19 protein-coding genes and 2 tRNA genes are annotated in these 16,875 nt (G+C 40.0%); 7 read left to right on the top strand and 14 right to left on the bottom strand.

The genetic code is table 11. The features are described from left to right. Positions 1-15: 15 nt before the first annotated feature. The gene (locus J4526_00455) at positions 16-471 is read left to right on the top strand and encodes an Lrp/AsnC family transcriptional regulator (GenBank protein ID WFO75412.1); all 456 of its coding nucleotides are present in this window, start codon (positions 16-18) and stop codon (positions 469-471) included. A 57-nt stretch (positions 472-528) separates the two neighbouring features. Here the strand turns inward: J4526_00455 and J4526_00450 are convergent, their stop codons facing one another. The 5 genes from J4526_00450 to J4526_00430 all read right to left on the bottom strand — a co-directional run bounded on the left by J4526_00450 (position 529) and on the right by J4526_00430 (position 4,349). After that, complete coding sequence (locus J4526_00450) at positions 529-1,425, bottom strand: RimK family alpha-L-glutamate ligase (protein WFO76256.1); 897 nt, start codon at positions 1,423-1,425, stop codon at positions 529-531. Positions 1,426-1,490: 65 nt separating this feature from the next. After that, positions 1,491-1,826 (bottom strand): hypothetical protein, encoded by a 336-nt coding sequence (locus J4526_00445; GenBank protein WFO75411.1) that lies wholly within the window; start codon positions 1,824-1,826, stop codon positions 1,491-1,493. Between the two features lie 66 nt (positions 1,827-1,892). Continuing rightward, positions 1,893-2,789, bottom strand: coding sequence for a hypothetical protein (locus tag J4526_00440; protein ID WFO75410.1), 897 nt, complete (start codon positions 2,787-2,789; stop codon positions 1,893-1,895). Continuing rightward, positions 2,759-3,580, bottom strand: a complete 822-nt coding sequence (locus J4526_00435) for an S-methyl-5'-thioadenosine phosphorylase (GenBank protein ID WFO75409.1) — start codon at positions 3,578-3,580, stop codon at positions 2,759-2,761. Before J4526_00435 ends, J4526_00440 begins: the two co-directional genes overlap by 31 nt. Before the next feature lie 79 nt (positions 3,581-3,659). Further along, positions 3,660-4,349, bottom strand: coding sequence for a phosphoribosyltransferase (locus tag J4526_00430; protein ID WFO75408.1), 690 nt, complete (start codon positions 4,347-4,349; stop codon positions 3,660-3,662). A 222-nt stretch (positions 4,350-4,571) separates the two neighbouring features. Between J4526_00430 and J4526_00425 the strand changes: the two genes are divergently transcribed. Further along, positions 4,572-4,659 (top strand) — tRNA-Leu (locus tag J4526_00425). 386 nt (positions 4,660-5,045) lie between these two features. Here J4526_00425 and J4526_00420 read toward each other — a convergent pair. Next, positions 5,046-5,576 (bottom strand): hypothetical protein, encoded by a 531-nt coding sequence (locus J4526_00420; protein ID WFO75407.1) that lies wholly within the window; start codon positions 5,574-5,576, stop codon positions 5,046-5,048. A 114-nt stretch (positions 5,577-5,690) separates the two neighbouring features. After that, a complete protein-coding gene (locus J4526_00415; protein WFO75406.1) occupies positions 5,691-6,122 on the bottom strand; it encodes a hypothetical protein in 432 nt (143 codons plus the stop codon). A gap of 88 nt (positions 6,123-6,210) precedes the next feature. Between J4526_00415 and J4526_00410 the strand changes: the two genes are divergently transcribed. Further along, entirely contained in the window at positions 6,211-8,211 is a 2,001-nt protein-coding gene (locus J4526_00410) for a hypothetical protein (GenBank protein ID WFO75405.1), read from the top strand. Positions 8,212-8,278: 67 nt separating this feature from the next. Here J4526_00410 and J4526_00405 read toward each other — a convergent pair whose 3' ends face one another. Continuing rightward, positions 8,279-9,049: a metallophosphoesterase family protein gene (locus J4526_00405; protein ID WFO75404.1), complete on the bottom strand. Its 771-nt coding sequence runs from the start codon at positions 9,047-9,049 to the stop codon at positions 8,279-8,281. Between the two features lie 332 nt (positions 9,050-9,381). After that, positions 9,382-9,488 (bottom strand) — tRNA-Met (locus J4526_00400). Between the two features lie 90 nt (positions 9,489-9,578). On the opposite strand from J4526_00400, the gene J4526_00395 reads away from it, so the two are divergent. The 3 genes from J4526_00395 to J4526_00385 all read left to right on the top strand — a co-directional run bounded on the left by J4526_00395 (position 9,579) and on the right by J4526_00385 (position 12,329). Continuing rightward, positions 9,579-11,405, top strand: a complete 1,827-nt coding sequence (locus J4526_00395) for a cellulase family glycosylhydrolase (protein ID WFO75403.1) — start codon at positions 9,579-9,581, stop codon at positions 11,403-11,405. Between the two features lie 130 nt (positions 11,406-11,535). After that, the gene (locus tag J4526_00390; GenBank protein ID WFO75402.1) at positions 11,536-11,883 is read left to right on the top strand and encodes a hypothetical protein; all 348 of its coding nucleotides are present in this window, start codon (positions 11,536-11,538) and stop codon (positions 11,881-11,883) included. Positions 11,884-11,912: 29 nt separating this feature from the next. Then, the gene (locus tag J4526_00385) at positions 11,913-12,329 is read left to right on the top strand and encodes a hypothetical protein (GenBank protein WFO75401.1); all 417 of its coding nucleotides are present in this window, start codon (positions 11,913-11,915) and stop codon (positions 12,327-12,329) included. Here the strand turns inward: J4526_00385 and J4526_00380 are convergent. Then, positions 12,286-12,519, bottom strand: a complete 234-nt coding sequence (locus tag J4526_00380; protein ID WFO75400.1) for a hypothetical protein — start codon at positions 12,517-12,519, stop codon at positions 12,286-12,288. The genes J4526_00385 and J4526_00380 overlap by 44 nt on opposite strands. A gap of 142 nt (positions 12,520-12,661) precedes the next feature. Here J4526_00380 and J4526_00375 point away from each other — a divergent pair, with 142 nt between their 5' ends. After that, positions 12,662-13,765 carry an aminopeptidase P family protein gene (locus J4526_00375; GenBank protein ID WFO76255.1) on the top strand — a complete coding sequence of 368 codons (1,104 nt, stop codon included), beginning with the start codon at positions 12,662-12,664 and terminating at the stop codon, positions 13,763-13,765. On the opposite strand, the gene J4526_00370 is transcribed toward J4526_00375, so the two are convergent. The 4 genes from J4526_00370 to J4526_00355 all read right to left on the bottom strand — a co-directional run bounded on the left by J4526_00370 (position 13,734) and on the right by J4526_00355 (position 16,727). Beyond that, positions 13,734-14,573: a D-fructose 1,6-bisphosphatase gene (locus J4526_00370; GenBank protein ID WFO75399.1), complete on the bottom strand. Its 840-nt coding sequence runs from the start codon at positions 14,571-14,573 to the stop codon at positions 13,734-13,736. The genes J4526_00375 and J4526_00370 overlap by 32 nt on opposite strands. After that, positions 14,554-15,261, bottom strand: a complete 708-nt coding sequence (locus J4526_00365) for a hypothetical protein (GenBank protein WFO75398.1) — start codon at positions 15,259-15,261, stop codon at positions 14,554-14,556. Before J4526_00365 ends, J4526_00370 begins: the two co-directional genes overlap by 20 nt. A 58-nt stretch (positions 15,262-15,319) precedes the next feature. Beyond that, positions 15,320-16,351, bottom strand: coding sequence for an AbrB/MazE/SpoVT family DNA-binding domain-containing protein (locus tag J4526_00360; protein WFO75397.1), 1,032 nt, complete (start codon positions 16,349-16,351; stop codon positions 15,320-15,322). Between the two features lie 184 nt (positions 16,352-16,535). Beyond that, on the bottom strand, positions 16,536-16,727 hold the full coding sequence (locus J4526_00355) for a CopG family transcriptional regulator (GenBank protein WFO75396.1): 192 nt from the start codon (positions 16,725-16,727) through the stop codon (positions 16,536-16,538). Positions 16,728-16,875: the final 148 nt, after the last annotated feature.

Genomic DNA, 16,875 nt, shown 5'->3' with positions numbered 1-16,875 from the left:
TGGTGGTGTTGTGTATTGAGCTCTCGTATAGACCTTGACGACCTTGACAGAGAGATCATAAAATTGCTCATGCTTAATTCAAGAATGAGTTATAGGAAGATTGCTGAGCGCCTGGGGGTTAGTCCAGCCACTGTTCTCGTGAGACTTAGGAAACTGAGGAAGAAAGGTGTTATCAGGGGGTTCACTGTTGATATTGATCCGGAAAAACTTGGCTTTAGTGTCCAGGCTTACATGCTCATCAAAACCGATCCTAAGAAGACTCGTAATGTACTCATAAGGTTGTCTAAAATGGATAACATTGTTGAATTATGCGAGGTAACCGGTGATTATCATTTGTTATTGAAGGTGTGGGCTGAAGACCAGAAGGCTTTAGCTAATATTATCGATCAAGTCAGGCTCGTTGATGGTGTAGTTGATACTAATACTATGCTTGTATTAAGGTCGGTTAAACGGGTAACAATGCTTGTTTGATCAGTGTGAGAGCTCTCTATCACAACCCCATGGAGGGTTCAACCGGTTTGCTTCTCATCATCTCTTGTATTTATCGATAATATAGTCTATTATGTGTATTGCGGGGTTCACTCCTGTGGCTTCCATGAGCCCCTTCCAGAGGGGTGATGCGTTTGCTTCGATAATATAGTGTTTTCCATCCTGATCGACGATTATATCGACACCACTATAGTCTAGATCAAGAGTTTTCACAGCCTTCAAGGCTAGCTCATAAGCTTCCGGATCATCGTTTTCCTTTAGAGGAACCCCTTTAGCTCCCTGGGCTATATTTGTCTTCCACCCACTAGTTATAACACGCTTCATTGCCGCTACCACTTGGTCTCCTACAACAAATATCCTGTAATCAAAACCCGGTTTTTCAATGAACTCTTGTATGTAGATAGGTTGCTTGAATGACAGTAGTGTTTTTGAAACCTGGTACCCTATGTCGGGGTCGTTTACAAAAGTTGAGCCAAGCCCTAGGCTACCAATAACGGGCTTCACTACAGCCTTCTTGTACTCGTTGATAAATCTCATTACCGTGTAGGGGTTCTCTGTTATTAGCGTCCTTGGTACCGGTAGCCCAGCTGTTTTGAGTCTCAGTATGCTGAACCATTTATCTCTCGCAAAGAACATTGGTATAGGCTTATTAATTACGATGCGGTCTGTTAAACGAAGAGCCTCGAGAACACCTACTCTCTTCAATAACTGTTCTGTTGATGGTGCTGCTCCTAGGCTTCTCACAATCACGGCATCAGCGTTTACTCTGCTTCCACGAACACTGACATCAAGACCTTTGTCATTAATCATTGCATCGAGAGACTGTATTCTCTCGTAAACAGCTTCTATACCTCTATGCTCGGCTGCTTTCAGTAACTCGCGGCAACTCCATGTTGGATTGGTATGGTAGTGTAAAACAATGATTCTCGTAGTAATCGCCTCGCATGCTAGTTATTAAGAAAACTACTTGTCTACGTCATGTATTCTTGTGGTAAAAGGGGTTATAGAAGGTATTTTGTCAAGGAGTAAACTATGCCTAAGGATAAAACAAGTAGGCCTAGTGTGTAAAATACTGCCCCAATGCTTCCGTGAAGTATTACACCTATAACACCGCCTATAACGAGGAATATTGATGCCAAGACTATGGCTGAGATAGAGTCTCTTAAATCAACATGTTTTGATGTATACGCCCATATGTATAGGAGTAAAACTACGGAAGCGACGGTACCCCATATGATCGCTTCTGTTGTAAAGTAGTACGTCATGTAGGCTGCGGATATAAGCAATCCTATGAATACTATGATTAGTGGTTTCCTAGAATACAGTATTGAAGCCACGCAGTATCACCCATTATCTTCTTGTTACTCAAAACTAGTTTTGTAAAAGCAAAAAAGGTTTGCTACCTAGATAGATAATGCTAGTATGTGTAGGTAAATCGGTAGCTCTAATGGGTCAACATTGAATGTTAATTCATAGACCTTAGCGCCGCTCATCAATGCCTTCATCTTCTTTTCTTTAAGCAATGATTCTTCCACGCTTGAAGAAACTATTAGTATAACATTATTCCTCTTTGGTTTAAGTAGTGATATTGGTACAAATGATGCTTTCACGTTTTTCTCCATCAAAACTGATAACAGTATGTATGAGGCTGGTTCAAGGAATTTCGTTGAAGTGATTATGATGTGTTCTTCTTCTTTCACGTTATTGATTATGTTTCTGTATTTTTCTAGAAGTTCTTCAACTGTTACACCGTATCCTTCGTTTATGAATTCTTTGAGTCTCTCTAGCCGCTTACCAATAGATACACCTAGGTCAACGCCTGTGTAAAGGCTTAGTAGTGATTCATAGAAGCTCAACAGGATCTCGTTTGGCCCGCCTGGCACGGTTATGAGTGGCGTGTTTCTCAGCATTTCAACAACTATGTCTGGAGGCTTAGGAGTTACTACTAGTATATTGCCTCCCGTCCACCGTGATGCATCAGCTATTCTCACTAGTGAGGGGTCGTCTCCTCTTGTCGTGAAAACAATTACTGTTGATGACTTCCTGTAGACAAGTCTATACAATGCTATAGTGTCGGTATCCTGGAGTACTGGTGTTTTCTCGGGGTTGGCTGTTGTTATCAGCCAGTACAGGATTGATGCTGGTGAGTAGCCTAGGCTGCTATATGATATTACTAGTTCTCCTCCCCTTGTCTTTATGAAGTCGACTAGCTTACTCTTGGCCTCTTTGGCCCATCGTTCACCTACTTCGATGATTTTCCTCAGGTATTCTAGAGTAGAGCTGTTTCGAGTGCTTTGCAACAACTACACAGCCCTGGATCAGGTTCTTCGGGTAGTCTCTTGATTATTTCTGGTAGTAGTTGCCTGGCTTTAACAGTATTCTCCTGCATTGTCCTTACTACTTCTTCTGCTGTGACCGGCTTCTCAGCCCAGACATCGTAGTCAGTAATCATCGCGACTGTTGCATAACATAGTTCCGCTTCGCAAGCCAGGTTTATTTCGGGGACTAGAGTCATCCCTATAATGTCTGCTTTAAACACATCTTTCCAGATCTTGCTTTCCGCTTTAGTGGAGAACCTAGGCCCCTCTATGCAGATGTATGTGCCTTTGTCGTGTAACTTGAGGTTCTTCACGTTTTTGGCTGCCTCGATTATTATTCTTCTCAAGTGCTCGCAGAAAGGCTCTGCCATGCTGACGTGTCCTACTATTCCTCCCTCGAAGAATGTGAATGGTCTTACTCCCTTGGTCATGTCGATGAACTGGTCTGGTACAACGAAATCTCCTGGCTTATAGTCTTTCCTGAGGCTCCCCACGGCGGAGAATGCTATAACCCATTTCACGCCTAATGCTTTCAAAGCCCATATGTTTGCCCTATAGTTTACCCTATGTGGAGGGATCTTGTGACCACGCCCATGTCTTGGTAGGAAAGCTATTCTTCTGCCCTCAAGTGTCCCGAGTATAATGTTGTCACTGGGTGCGCCATAAGGTGTATATACTTTTATCTCCTCGACATCAGTAAGGCCGGGTATATCGTATAAGCCGCTTCCACCAATAACCCCTATCTCGGCTTTTTTCTTTGGTGGAACAAGCATAGAATTTCACCGAATAAAATAGTATGTAGAGAAACTATAAAACATTGTCATATATTGTCTTAGTGTTTTAATTACTATGCTATGGTTTCGCCAATAGTATGTATACATCGCGGTCTCTATCATACTTTATTATTCCTTTTTCTTCGAGAAGCTTCAAAGCCTCCTTGTAGTATAGTTCACCTACATCAATACCGTACCATTCCTTGAATCCCTCAAGGATCTCGTTGTAAGTCCATTCCTCTTTTCCTTTCTCCTTGTAGGCTTCCTGCATCATCCTCTTTATAAACTGGTATGTGTCTTCAAGTCTCGTCCATGGGTATTGGAACCAGGTCCAGTCCTTGACCTCTATGTAGTAGAAGTCCGGCTTGATCTTGGCTACAGGGCTTATCCACTGAAGTGTAGCAATCTTGAGTTCAGCTGGGTTCCAGTTCTCCTGAATAAAGTTCTTTGCCAGAATAAGAGACTCACCAGTATCACATATATCGTCCACAATGAGTACTCTGAGTCCACTCAGATCAACTTTGTACTGGAATTTTATGATCGCACGCTCCTCCTTCTTAGCAGCCTCTGTCCAATGCTGGCTCTGAATACTCAGGAGGTTCTCTACGTCAAGGAAATCACAGATAAGACGGGCCGGTACATAGCCTCCACGAGCAAGAGCAACAACGACATCAGGCTTATATCCTGCCTCCCTAATCTTCTTAGCAAGATTATAACTCCAGTCAACAATCTCTTCCCAAGACACAAGTTTCACGGGCACACGGGGCAAGAGACTTCACCCAAACACTATAAGTACAACTAGAACATAAACTTTTATTCCCTGAACACACACTCTCACAAAACACATCAAAAATAACTACGCCCAGGAACCCAGCTATATGAAACACCATGGAAAGCATTAACGTCATCAGGAAGTAGAAGAATAAACAAACCCTCATCCAGGCAGGTATAAACCTTATAACCCTAAACAAAATTCATAAAACAAACAGGTGCGGGGGTGCCCGAGCCTGGTCAAAGGGGTCGGGCTTAGGACCCGATGGCGTAGGCCTGCGTGGGTTCAAATCCCACCCCCCGCACCAGCTAACTAGTTCTTCAAGCTTATCACACCTGCCTATCAGTTTCGATTTCCTCTTCTTTGTCTCAGAATCGTACCATTCCTTGTAGAGGTAGTAGTATCCTTTAACCTTTTTAATGCGATAAAACACCATTACAACCACCCTTGAGACATAGGTATTGCCACAGCCATATACCACAGAATCGCTACCATAACCCTTTGACACCACTACAACAAACACCAGAAACTGTGGTAACTATACTGTGGTATAAATCTAGTTGAAGATCTTCATGAAAACTGTGGCAACAGGACATAATCATGTAACACAATTAAGAAATACTTCTACGAATACCTATGAAAGAGTAATAGTGTTTGACATAAAACATAACATGGTTTACAGTAATTAATACTCTATGGCTTGTTTGGTGTGAGTACGCATATGTAGTATCTTGTTATTGTCGGTTGAGTGTATGTGAAGTCGAATCTAAGTGTTATTCCTGGCTCTATTTCGTCTATGTATTTTATTGTGGTTTTGTATCCTTCTTGTTCGTCATATGTTATGATTACGAGTAGTAGGTCTTTCTTTGTTGTGTTCCCATTGTTTGTTATGTATACTCTGAATTTTAGGAGGGTTCCGTCGTCTGTTATGTTCTCTATTTTTACGTTAATAGATATTGATGGGTCTTGGCTACATGGTATTATTATGGGTTTGTATATTATTGTTGTCTTGTTTCTTGTCTTGTTCAAGGTAATAGTTTTTAGTTCCTCTAGTTCTCTCGTTATATTATGTAGTCTAGTGTCTATATAGTCGATCTTGTTGTTGAGCTTGTTTATTTCATTGCTTATTGATGAGTATGATGATGATATAAAGTGTGTTGAAATAGCTATTACCGTGATCAAGAGTATCGTGAGTGTTATGAACAACATTGGTCTTGAAAGCATTAAACCACCACGTGTATACGTCTCTAGTCATTATAAGTGTATTAGCAGCTATGTTTTATTAAAACATGTTTGCTTCGGGTAATACTTGATTGCAATTAACTATAATTAATAGACTTATTTTACCTTAGTGACTTCTCCTACGTTAAATTCTACTATACTGTAGCTTCTTGGAGGTTGTTTGACTCCATAGGTTCTTCTTAGTTCGTGCAGGCTTATTGGGTTCTTTAGTTTCACTGGTTCTCTTATTTTTAATAGTAAAAGCTTTCTTTTTGAGTGCTGGTATCGTTTTATAAAATTCCAGTTATCTTCATCGAACATCATGCACTCTCTTTTCAAGATCTCTACTATGGTTTTGTATGTCCCAGTGAAGGATTTTCCTGCTTTGAAGTATCCGAGAATAGCCTTGATGGGTGATGACGCGTACACGAGTACTATATCGCCTTCTCTTATCTCGCCGAAATACGTTCTTACCTCACAATCCATTGCTTTCCCTAGGATCTTGTATGCGAATAGTGGTTTAAACGACATCAACACATATCTAGTCATTACCTATACCCATGGTGCGTGAAGTAATCCTTATCTAACTAGGTTTGTGTGTCCTATTCTCTGAGAAAAACTTATGGGGTGAATACTGTTGCGGCGTCTGCTCGTTTGCCTGTTCTTGATGATACTTCTGGTCTCTATCTCAACGCCATTGCTGAGCAGTAATTTATTCAATTACAAGTGGACACGTGAAGTTACTGTCTATGCGCCAGCTGTAGCTGGGTCGGAGTACTCGCCGGGCGTGCTGATAAGAGTAGATGTTATCGTCACCTACCCTGGCTCGGGTAAAGTGTTTTTCCAAGCACAACCTCTGACACAGATCGATACACAAGCCACTGCTCGTGTTGCAGCGGTTGTAGCAGCAGATGTCGCAGGGGTCAATTTCTATGACTATGACTACTACATAACAATGTCTTCCAACAGCATCGTTGTTGGAGGCCCTAGTGCCGGAGCTATAATGACTATCGCTATTCTATCACTTCTCCTAAACCATACGCTTAGAAGCAATGTCACAATGACCGGCATGATTAACCCTGATGGCACTATTGGTCCTGTGGGCGGGTTGAAATCTAAGCTGGAAGCAGCGGCTAAACACGGGTTTAAAGTATTCCTAATACCTTATGGTCAACGAGTAGTACTCGTACCCAACATTACTACCATAAAGTATCCTTGGGGCGTTGTTCATAGAGTTGAGTATACTCGTCTCGACTTAGTGGAATACGGTAAGAAGCTTGGAGTGAAAGTAATTGAGGTAGCAAGTATTAGAGAAGCATACTCGTACTTTACCGGCTACAACATATCCTATGGAGCCAATATAGTGAAACCAGTGTTGCCAGACTGGTTTAAAGAGATACTAGAGGATATTGTGGCAAACTATACCTCCGAGGCAATGGATAAAGTAGAGTACATGAAAAGTGTTTTAGATGAAATACACCCATTCTACAGAGGGACAATACGTAACATTATCGCCGAAGTTGAGGATGGTATCAACGAGACAGAAAGTCTTCTCAGCTCAGGAGATATAGTACTTGCCGCAAACAAGGCTTTTACAATCTTGTATAGAGCAATATACGGTTACTGGCTTACTAAAGTACTTATTAATGCAAGTAATATTAACATCCTCGCAAGAGAAGCTAATGAAACGTTAGATAATGTTAGCCTTATCATAAGTAAGTATACTACAGGGAAGAGCATTGGTCTAAGCAAACTCGATGTATTAATAGCTATTGCATCAAGATACACTGATGCAGTACTCTACTACAATAATGGCGTTGAAGCTCTCAGCAAGAACGACATAGGTGCTGCAGTTAACGACTTCTCTTACACGATAAGTAGAGTAAAAAGCATACATGGCTGGCTTAAGATTCTACAACATTGTATAGACGATAGTAACATCACTATGGACAGAATATATTCTGTCACCCTGTTCATCTATGGTTTAACAGAAAACATTGTTTCATACGCGTACTCCTTGTCGCAAGACATAGGCTCTACGCCCAGTGAACTTGATGAAGCAATACAGCATATGGATAGAGCCTCGGTGTTTATAGGAAGGAAAAACGAGACCATTATAGCGCTCGGCGAGATCGTGAATGCTCTAGCATACTCTATTGCAAGTATTCATAACATGTTTACTAACGACCAACAGACACTAAACATGCTTGCAACGAAGATAAGAAGTGAAGTAATGGTTTCGCTTAGCAGACTCCTAGAGAAGAATCCGGCAATCCTTCTCCCCCAATACTATGTTCTATATGGTGATGAAGTATATGGGCTTGGAGAGCCACTAAAAGCCATCACAATATACATACTTGCTTCAATACATGCAAAAGTAATTGAGTATTGTAGAGGCTCCATAACTGGAGGAGTAATAGTGATAAAACAGAGAACACAAACAATCACACCAACACCTACAGGAACAACAACGACAAGCACTACTAGTTCTTCAGAAAAGACTGAAGGAGAGTTAGCATCGTTGAACCCAGGATACTATTTCATTGTAGGACTAGCGGTAGGAGTTCTCGTGGGAGTATTGATGATATATGTTATTCGTAGTGTAAGAAAGACGAACATGTTTTCTCACAGCATTTAACTTAAAACTAAAAACATTAGGTATAGCTACAATACATGTCTTAATTCTTAACATAAACTCTACGGCACTATTGTTGATCACCATGAATTGCTTTATGATTTCGTGGAACAACAGCGTTCTTGAGAATATATTCTAGCGTCCTCAAGTAGACATCTTCTATGCCATGTTCTCTTAGCCTCATTATTGTCTTCTCTACGGGATACTTTATTCGCACAAATGTTATCTTTGGCCAGTCTCTATCAGTCTCTATCACTATACAGCTTGCACGTGGGTCCCCATCTCTAGGTTGACCTACGCTACCCGGGTTCACTAATAGAGCATCTTTTACTCTTCTACAAAACTGGTAATGAGTATGGCCAACAAGTATTATATGCGGGTGCTCATTAAGTGTTTTGTCTATAGTTCTCCTCGTTATCTCTGCATCGTTAAGCCATGGATACAAGTAGTCGTAAAGAGGGTCTTCCAGTGAGGCATGTACTACAGCTAGCTTCATTGAGCTAATGTCCACGATATTCTTCAAAGGAAGATTCCTGAGGAACGCGATATCGTTTCTAGACAACGATTTCTTGCTTATATGCTCACGTGTATAAACACTCAACCAATGTGTTGCCTCACCACACCTACAGTCAACATTATACGCAACAGCATGATCATGGTTCCCACGAACAATAGCGATAGGATCTAGTTCTCTAATAACATCAATAACCATACCCGGCTCAGGACCATAATCAACGAGATCGCCGAGAACAATAACTTCATCAAAAGCAATGCTATCCAAAACACTCTCCAACGCATCAATATTGCCGTGGATATCACTCAACACCAAGACACGAGACAATCAACACCACCCAAAACAAGAAAACCCGAATCAGCACAAAACATTTACTACCCTAACAAACAAGAACAAACAATAGATGAGGAAGTCTCACGGACACCGACACAATGAGGAAGGCCGCAGCCAACCGATACACGAGCCCAATAAATTATGACATAAAATAAAAGATTGTTCTGTTATTCTGTAGGTTCATAATTTAACTACCATATGGTACAAGAGAAAATCATTAGTTCTTATTCTATATCACTTAATCTCTTAATGTACTAATAACAGACACTACATGAATGTTTTTGTCTTAGATTATAGAATTGGTGGCGGGGCGCCCTCGCGGGCGGTGGTAGCGGGGGCTCCCCAGCCGCGCCATACGGCTACGGCTTGTGGATTTGAACCACCGACCTCGGGGTTATGAGCCCCGCGGGCTACCTGGCTGCCCTACCCCGCTGTTTTGCCCCGCCAGATTTTTTGTTGTATATTTTCTTGGGGTTTATATAGCTTTTCGATGGTAGTTGTTTTTTGTTGTGGGTGGTGTAGTGTGTTTGTTGTGGGGTTGAATTATTGGCCTAGTTATTGCCCGATCTATTTTTGGGAAAAGTATCGTGGTGAAGAGATTGATGATGACTTGAGGGTTATGCGTGAACTTGGTGTTAATAGTGTTCGCGTGTTCTTGTTGACGAGGGTTTTTATGGATAGTGAGTGTGGTGTTAAAGAACATGCTCTGGAGCGGTTGCTTGATTTTCTTGATAGATGCTATAAGTATGGTTTAAAGGTTTACTTGACGCTTATTGTAGGGCATATGTCTGGTATGAACTTCAGGGTGGTTAACGGATACATGTATTCTCGTGAAGCAATTGATTGTCTGGAGAAATTCTTCCAGGAGATAGCGTCCAGAGTAAAAGATCACCCTGCTCTCGAAGCTTATGTTATAGGGAACGAGATTACTATTTACGAGAAACCTTCTTCACGAGAAGAATATAGAGAGTTTTTGAGAAGAATCTATAGTGCACTGAAGAAAGTTGATCCCAAACATAGGGTTACAAGTGGTAGTGGTCTATATTATCCATATCACGTTGGCGCTGAACCAGAGACAGAGGCCGAGATTCTTGATTACTTGGCTCCCCATATGTACAACTACGATAACGATGTCATGAGACAGGGTTACGCATATATTTTCAAGCTAAAACACTGTTTGTCAACACGGAAGCCAGTGATATACGAGGAACTAGGTTTCTCGAGTTACCAGTACGGTGATGAAGGTCAGTTCTTGTTCCTACGCCCAATACTATATAGCATACTAGCAAATGGTGCACAAGGATTCATGATTTGGTGTTTTAGTGATTTTGATAAAGAAGAGTGGGAGCCCTATATAAATCATCCCTACGAGCTGGGATTCGGTATTGTTAAGGCAAATAGAGAACAAAAACCATCGGCCCTACTTATAAAGGAGATAAGTAGTCTTGAAGAAAAATACATGCTATCAAACTACAAGCCTATTGAAGACCCGGTAGGGATACTGATACCTCAGTACATGTATAAAGATGTAGAGTTCGTGAACAAAATTATAGAGAAAGTGGATCTAGGAACTATAATCAAGGTATTATATCAATCATTTACTATGCTGAAAATGGCTGGATACAATCCTATAATAGTAAACGAGGATACATTCGATAAAACCAGATTGAAAGCACTGATAGTACCTTCAATACCAATACTCAAGGCCACAACATGGAGAAAACTGCTTAGGCTAGTGGAAAACGGTTTAACACTATACTATAGTGTAGCAATATCAGTAAAAGAACCACATCATGCTCCAACTCATCTCTGGGAAGAACTCTTCGGGGTAATACCAGCCCAAACACCAGGGTACATTACGCCAATGACGAACGACATAAAAACAGAGATTCTAGGAGAAGAAATAGTCATACCCGGACTAAAAACGGCACCCCAATACACGATACATCTAGGTATTAAAGTAAAACCTGTTGACGCAGAAGTAATTGTACCATGTAATAACAACCCATTGATTCTACGTGCAAAAAGAGGTAAAGGCGAAGCAATACTCGTGACAGAACCCATAGAATACTACCTCATAGAGGCGATCGATGCCAACACTAGATACAAACCATATAGAATCTACAGGAAAATCCTGGAGAACAAGCTTAAACCAAGAACACCATACGACCCAAGACTAGAAGTGATCGAGGCAACAAGCGGTGATAGCAGAATCATTTACATGATAAATCATAGCTATGAAGAAGTAGTAGTGGAGGCATCAGGTACCGAACCAATATTGGTGCATGGAAGAAAGAATGAAGAAAACTATGTAATAGAACCAAGAGGAGTAGCTATAGTAAAACATTAAGAAAAACGGTCCCAGTCGCTCCACCTACATCACAGTTCAGTACGTCACCTGCCCGGTCATCCCATTGCTAATAATATTATTCTACGTTTTTATTCTTCACTATATTAAATAACTATGGAGGGAATAGTATTTGGTGGAGAAAGAAAATAGTATTGACTACAGTGAAATAATACCCGAAGACGTGTTAAGAGAAGTTGAAGAAGCAGAAAAGGAATACCATAAGAAAAAGACCAAGTACCTGCTTCCCAGTTCGCGGGATATAGTGGAAGCAGTAATTGAAGCTACTTCACGAGCACGTGGAATACATCCAGATGAATTCCCCGAGCTTGTGTACAGTATACTCGAGGAACAAGGGTTTTCAACAAAATACGTGACTATAAAAAGGATATGGAGAATATATGAAACACTTGTGCTACGCGGAGTCATACGAGATGTACTCGGCGTAGTACATAGGTATGATGATCGAAATAGAGGATAAAACAAGGTAAACCAGTAGGTGGACGCATCATGAGCAAACCTGGTATATACGTGAAACTAGCTGCTGGATGGATTAGAGTTAAAGAAAAAATAGCGAGACCAAGGACTTCCAAGAAAAGTTCACGTTCTACAACAAAAGTAAGTCTAACATACAGTATGGTGGGTGAAAGCATAGATGGGGAACCATCTGGGAAAAAGTTTGTCGGAGAATTTCTTGTCTCAGCATTCAAGATCTCAAAGTATATAATGAAGATTATAGACATAGTGGACAATAAAGCGGTAGTGATCGTAGAACCCATTTCAAGAGAAACATATAGAGTTAGAGTCTATGACACATCTGAAGAACTTCTTGAAGAACTTAAGAGAATAGCATTAGAAACAAAAGCCTTAAGGATAAGGATACCTAAACAGAAACAGTCTGAGTCAACAGAAAAACCTTCCTCTTAACAAGAATAAATTCTTGTTCACGGCCAATAGTAAGTTGTTCTGCATCTATTCTGTAACCGCAGCTTGGGCACTTGTAATAGTATTTGATCCTTAGACTATTGTCGCTTAGTTTCTCTGACTCAGCTATAAGCCCCATGGATTTACCGCATTTCTTACAGACAAATCCTCTCTTGGGGTCAACCAGCACCATGTACTGCTCCCTCTACTCATCCACTTACCCACTTAGACCTAGATAGAGAGTATTTAGGTTATCTACTGCAGTAAACATTTTATCTAGTAAAGAGTGGACAACAAATACGTGTACACCAGGATTTGCGGGGCGTCTTCTTTTGATGAAACATAACCTACATAAATTGACGAGGATTCTTGAAGAGAAAAACCTTGAAGCAATAGTACTCGTTGAACCATCGAATATACAATACTATACAGGCTTGAAAATGATTGCGGACCCGGTGATGGTTTTCTACATCAATAGAGATGGAGAAAAGAAATTGTATACACCAGTACTAGAGTACTATAGGGCAAGAAACAATCTTCCACCAGAAATAGAGGTCTATGCGTTATCGAAAAAACTTGTTATTGAAGATATGAAACAAGAAAAGGCTTCACCCGACGAGATAGTAGTCAAATTCGTTTCACAACACAAGAAAATAGGGATTGATGCAAAAACCCTTCCCCAACTACGTAAAATAGTTGACTACCAGTCCAAGAATATAGTTGATATAAGCGATGATGTATGGAAGCATAGAATGCAGAAAGAAGATTGGGAATTAGAAATCATAAAAAGAGCAATAGACATCACTATAAAGGGTATAAAGACAGCAGTTGATCACCTACACGAAGGCATAACAGATGCTGAGTTGGCTGGTGTTTTCGAGCATAGAGTAAGGCTTGAAGGTGTGGAGGAATATGCTTTCCAGCCATTAGTATTATTCAAACCTGATAACAGTTATCCTCATAATTTACCTACAGGGAAGCGCATAGGAAAACGTGACCTTGTTTTAATAGATGTTGGAGTAAAGATAAACGGTTATTGTAGTGACTTAACGAGGACAATACCATGGAAAAGACCTACTGCTGAAGAAAGAAAAGCCTTGGAGGCTGTAGAGGAAGCGATCTCGGAAGTAGTGGATAAGGCAGAACCTGGAATGAAGGGTAGTGAGATAGACTCTATTGCCCGTCGTGTACTCGAGAAGCATGGTCTGGCAAAATACTTCATACATGGGCTAGGACATGGTCTGGGTATAGATGTTCACGAGAGACCGTATCTTACACAAGGATATGATAAGCCTATAGAAGAAAATATGGTGTTTACAATAGAACCAGGAGTATACATAGCGGGCAAGTATGGAGTAAGAATAGAAGAAGATGCTGTAATGACTAGTAAGGGAATTAAAGTATTGTCTAGAAAACTTGAGCGTATTCTTTGGCCTTAATGAAGCTAATAAGTTTGTCGACAAAATGTTTTTCTCCAACAACAATAGAATCTATTCTTACGATCTCGTCTACTCTAAAGAATATAGGGTTACCATGTATATCAGTGATCTTCTTTCCGAGCTTTTCAGCGAATTTAATTGCTGCTACGATATCTAAATTCCTTAGACTACCCATATTGTTTATGAATAATAGTATCCTATTTAGTCCCGTGTAGACGAGTTCGAGAGATGCTGACCCTAAGACACGTAGCCTTCCTTGAGGTAAGTGTGTAGTGAAGAAGTCTTTCATTAAATTAAAGAATGAAGGAGTTTTTGTATAGACTATCACTATATTGCTTACAGAAGGCTTTAGGCTATCAGGTAGAATAGGTGTGTTATCTATGTATGCATATTCATCATCGAAACTATAGATTTCTTTAAGAAAGATGTTTGCTATAGCGCCAGCTAATATACCTGTGTTAACAGGGTTGTCTATCCTGCTTATTGCAAGTGATACTGCTGCATAAGGTATTTTGGAAAGATAATTCATGCTACCATCAAGGGGATCTATTATGAGTAAGTATTCTGGATTAGTTGTTACATTAATAATGCCTCCTTCTTCAGTAACTATTTTAGCAGGCAGATCTTCTCTACGGACAAGGTCAATAATGGTTTCTTCAGCAATTTTGTCTGCTCGATGTGTTGTATCGCCAGCTGCACCCTTACCGATGGCTTCAGCTAGATCATGTTGGTCAACAATATCTCTCAAGTAGCCAGCAGTTTCTCCGGCTATTCTCACAAGTATTTTCCTAAGACTCTTTGCGTCCACCGAAATACACCATACTATACTTACTTACTCCACGTGCATCACAGTATGTTTTCAAGTACTCAACTATCGTATCTGACGCCATATATAGCGTTGACTCTGGAACTCCTTCGACACCAGCTACTATAACAAGTATCCGCGTAGTCTTAATATCGACGGTGCTAAATTTGCTATCCCTACACGGGAATATATGGATTGGTTTTTCCTGGTCAACAAGAAGAGGTATTCCTCTGGGGAGAACTTTTGCTGTTTCAGCACCTACAGGATAAAATGCTTCACCATCTATACTAAGCCTTAAGGTGAGAGGCGGCTTAAGCTTATTGATATCATAGATACCTACAGGGACAAGATGTTTTAAACTGGCATAATTTCCTATATCCACTATAGTGTTAATTCTCGGAATACTTCCAGTTCTAATTGCGCGTCTCAGCAATGCTTCATGGCTAGGCCTTAATTTTGTTGGATCTATACCTAGTTTCCAGAGAAAATCACGATATACTCTAATCATGTGGTGTTTTTTTATCGAGGAAAGATCCATTACCTCTTTATACTTCTTAATTACGTCAAGAGTTTTTTCATAAATAAGAGGATTAACATCACTGTTTTTTACATGATTAACTGTGAAATAAAGAATCATTGCCCTGACTGGAATTTCTTCTATTTCCCTACTTACCCCTATGGTTATGGACAACAGTCTTCACCAGGTGGTAATAAGGGAATTGTCAAGAGAAAAATACTTTAACTTAATTTCATTTCACGTCTATGATGTTTGTTCTAGATGCTTTAATATTAAGTGTTGCTTCAGCGATACCACTTGAATATCTTATTATTCTTCGGAGGCTATCGTATATTAATGCAAGTACTATCTTTTCTTGATCGTTTATGTGTCCTACAAGTATTTCCTTGGAAAGCAGGTTTTCAAGTTCTGTTATCAGTGTTTGTGATTCCCTAATTACCTCTTCAGCAATTTTTCTATTGAGTCTATAAATGCTTTCCATAGATTTATTGAACAATTCAAGTACCTTTTTGCCGAACTCATAGATTTTTTCACAATACCTACATTCATCGGGTCTCTCTTTAACTCTCTTAGATATATTGACTGCATGGTCAGCTATTCTCTCTAGGTTACGTGCCAGGATTCTATAGTTAAGTGTCTCAATAGGATTATTTATGCCAAGTTCGTGCATGACTCTTATATCAAGTAATGCCAGGGATAACTGCCGGGTGATCATGAAATGGAATCTATCTGCTTCATCATCTCTTTGAATAACTGCTTCTGCTAAATTCATATTCTTGTCTTTGAAAGCTTCTAGTGCGTCTACAAGCATGTTATTCACGATAAGATGGAGTCTTCTAAGAGCTCTTGTGAGAGGTAGTTCTCTTAGATTGAGAAGTATTTTTAATGTAAGGGTGTTGTATGTTTCATCTACAACTTCTACCCCAGCGAGTTTTGCACGAGCCATATTCTTTATAGTATTTATCTTTTTAGCTAGACCTGGAGTGTTTGGTTTAAATACAATTGTTATAGTATCGTAGCCAGCAAGATACTGTGAAACTATTACACGGAGAATTTCGTCGACATCGGCGCTCTCGGAGACTCTTATCTCGGTAGATAATTTGCTTCCTTCTTTTTCACTTGGTGTTATAATCAGCTTATCGGCATGCTCATAAACGAGAACGTAGTCTCCAGGTTTTATTCCCATCGACTCAATCCACTCTTTAGGCAGGGTTACAATAAACGATGAAGAACCTGTCCGCTGTATCTTACGTCGTTCAACCAATACGCGTACACACCTGTATATACGTTCTATCTTTAAGTAAATACTATAAGGATATAAAAATAGATATCATAGTAGCGTATAGACCATGTTGACGCTACTTCTATGTGTAATTGTAGATAATGCATGATAAACTCCATAAATGGATAATAAGTTTAGGTAACAAATCATAATTAGGGTTATACAACTAGCTTAAAATAATTGTTTCTACAACCTCAGGTTTTCTCTCATCTTCAACAAGAATACTATTGTCCTTAATGTATCTGAGAACAGCCTTACGAATGATATTGCTTCTTGATTCTCCAAGCATTTTAGCTAATTTGTCTATTTTCTCAATAAGCTCGTCATCGGCTTTGAATGTTATTACTCTTGTTGGCATGTGTACACCTCCTCTATAACGCGTCTTCTCTCAAGAATAGTATTACTAGCCCTGTATAGGATAACTCTTGTTCTGTTATGTATTACTGTAGAGTCTATTAATAGAGAATACATATTAGACGCTAGGTTTTTATAAAACCTCATAGAGT

Source organism: Desulfurococcaceae archaeon MEX13E-LK6-19 (assembly GCA_029637525.1).
GTDB lineage: Archaea > Thermoproteota > Thermoprotei_A > Sulfolobales > Desulfurococcaceae > MEX13ELK6-19.
The sequence above is the reverse complement of the archived record's forward strand: the minus strand, read 5'-3'. Positions and strand labels throughout refer to the sequence as shown.

Coding starts and splice junctions, on each gene's coding strand:
- J4526_00415 (WFO75406.1), bottom strand. CDS start 6,122: ATGACTAGATATGTGTTGATGTCGTTTAAACCACTATTCGCATACAAG.
- J4526_00385 (WFO75401.1), top strand. CDS start 11,913: ATGAGCAAACCTGGTATATACGTGAAACTAGCTGCTGGATGGATTAGA.
- J4526_00435 (WFO75409.1), bottom strand. CDS start 3,580: ATGCTTGTTCCACCAAAGAAAAAAGCCGAGATAGGGGTTATTGGTGGA.
- J4526_00355 (WFO75396.1), bottom strand. CDS start 16,727: ATGCCAACAAGAGTAATAACATTCAAAGCCGATGACGAGCTTATTGAG.
- J4526_00420 (WFO75407.1), bottom strand. CDS start 5,576: ATGCTTTCAAGACCAATGTTGTTCATAACACTCACGATACTCTTGATC.
- J4526_00375 (WFO76255.1), top strand. CDS start 12,662: ATGAAACATAACCTACATAAATTGACGAGGATTCTTGAAGAGAAAAAC.
- J4526_00380 (WFO75400.1), bottom strand. CDS start 12,519: ATGGTGCTGGTTGACCCCAAGAGAGGATTTGTCTGTAAGAAATGCGGT.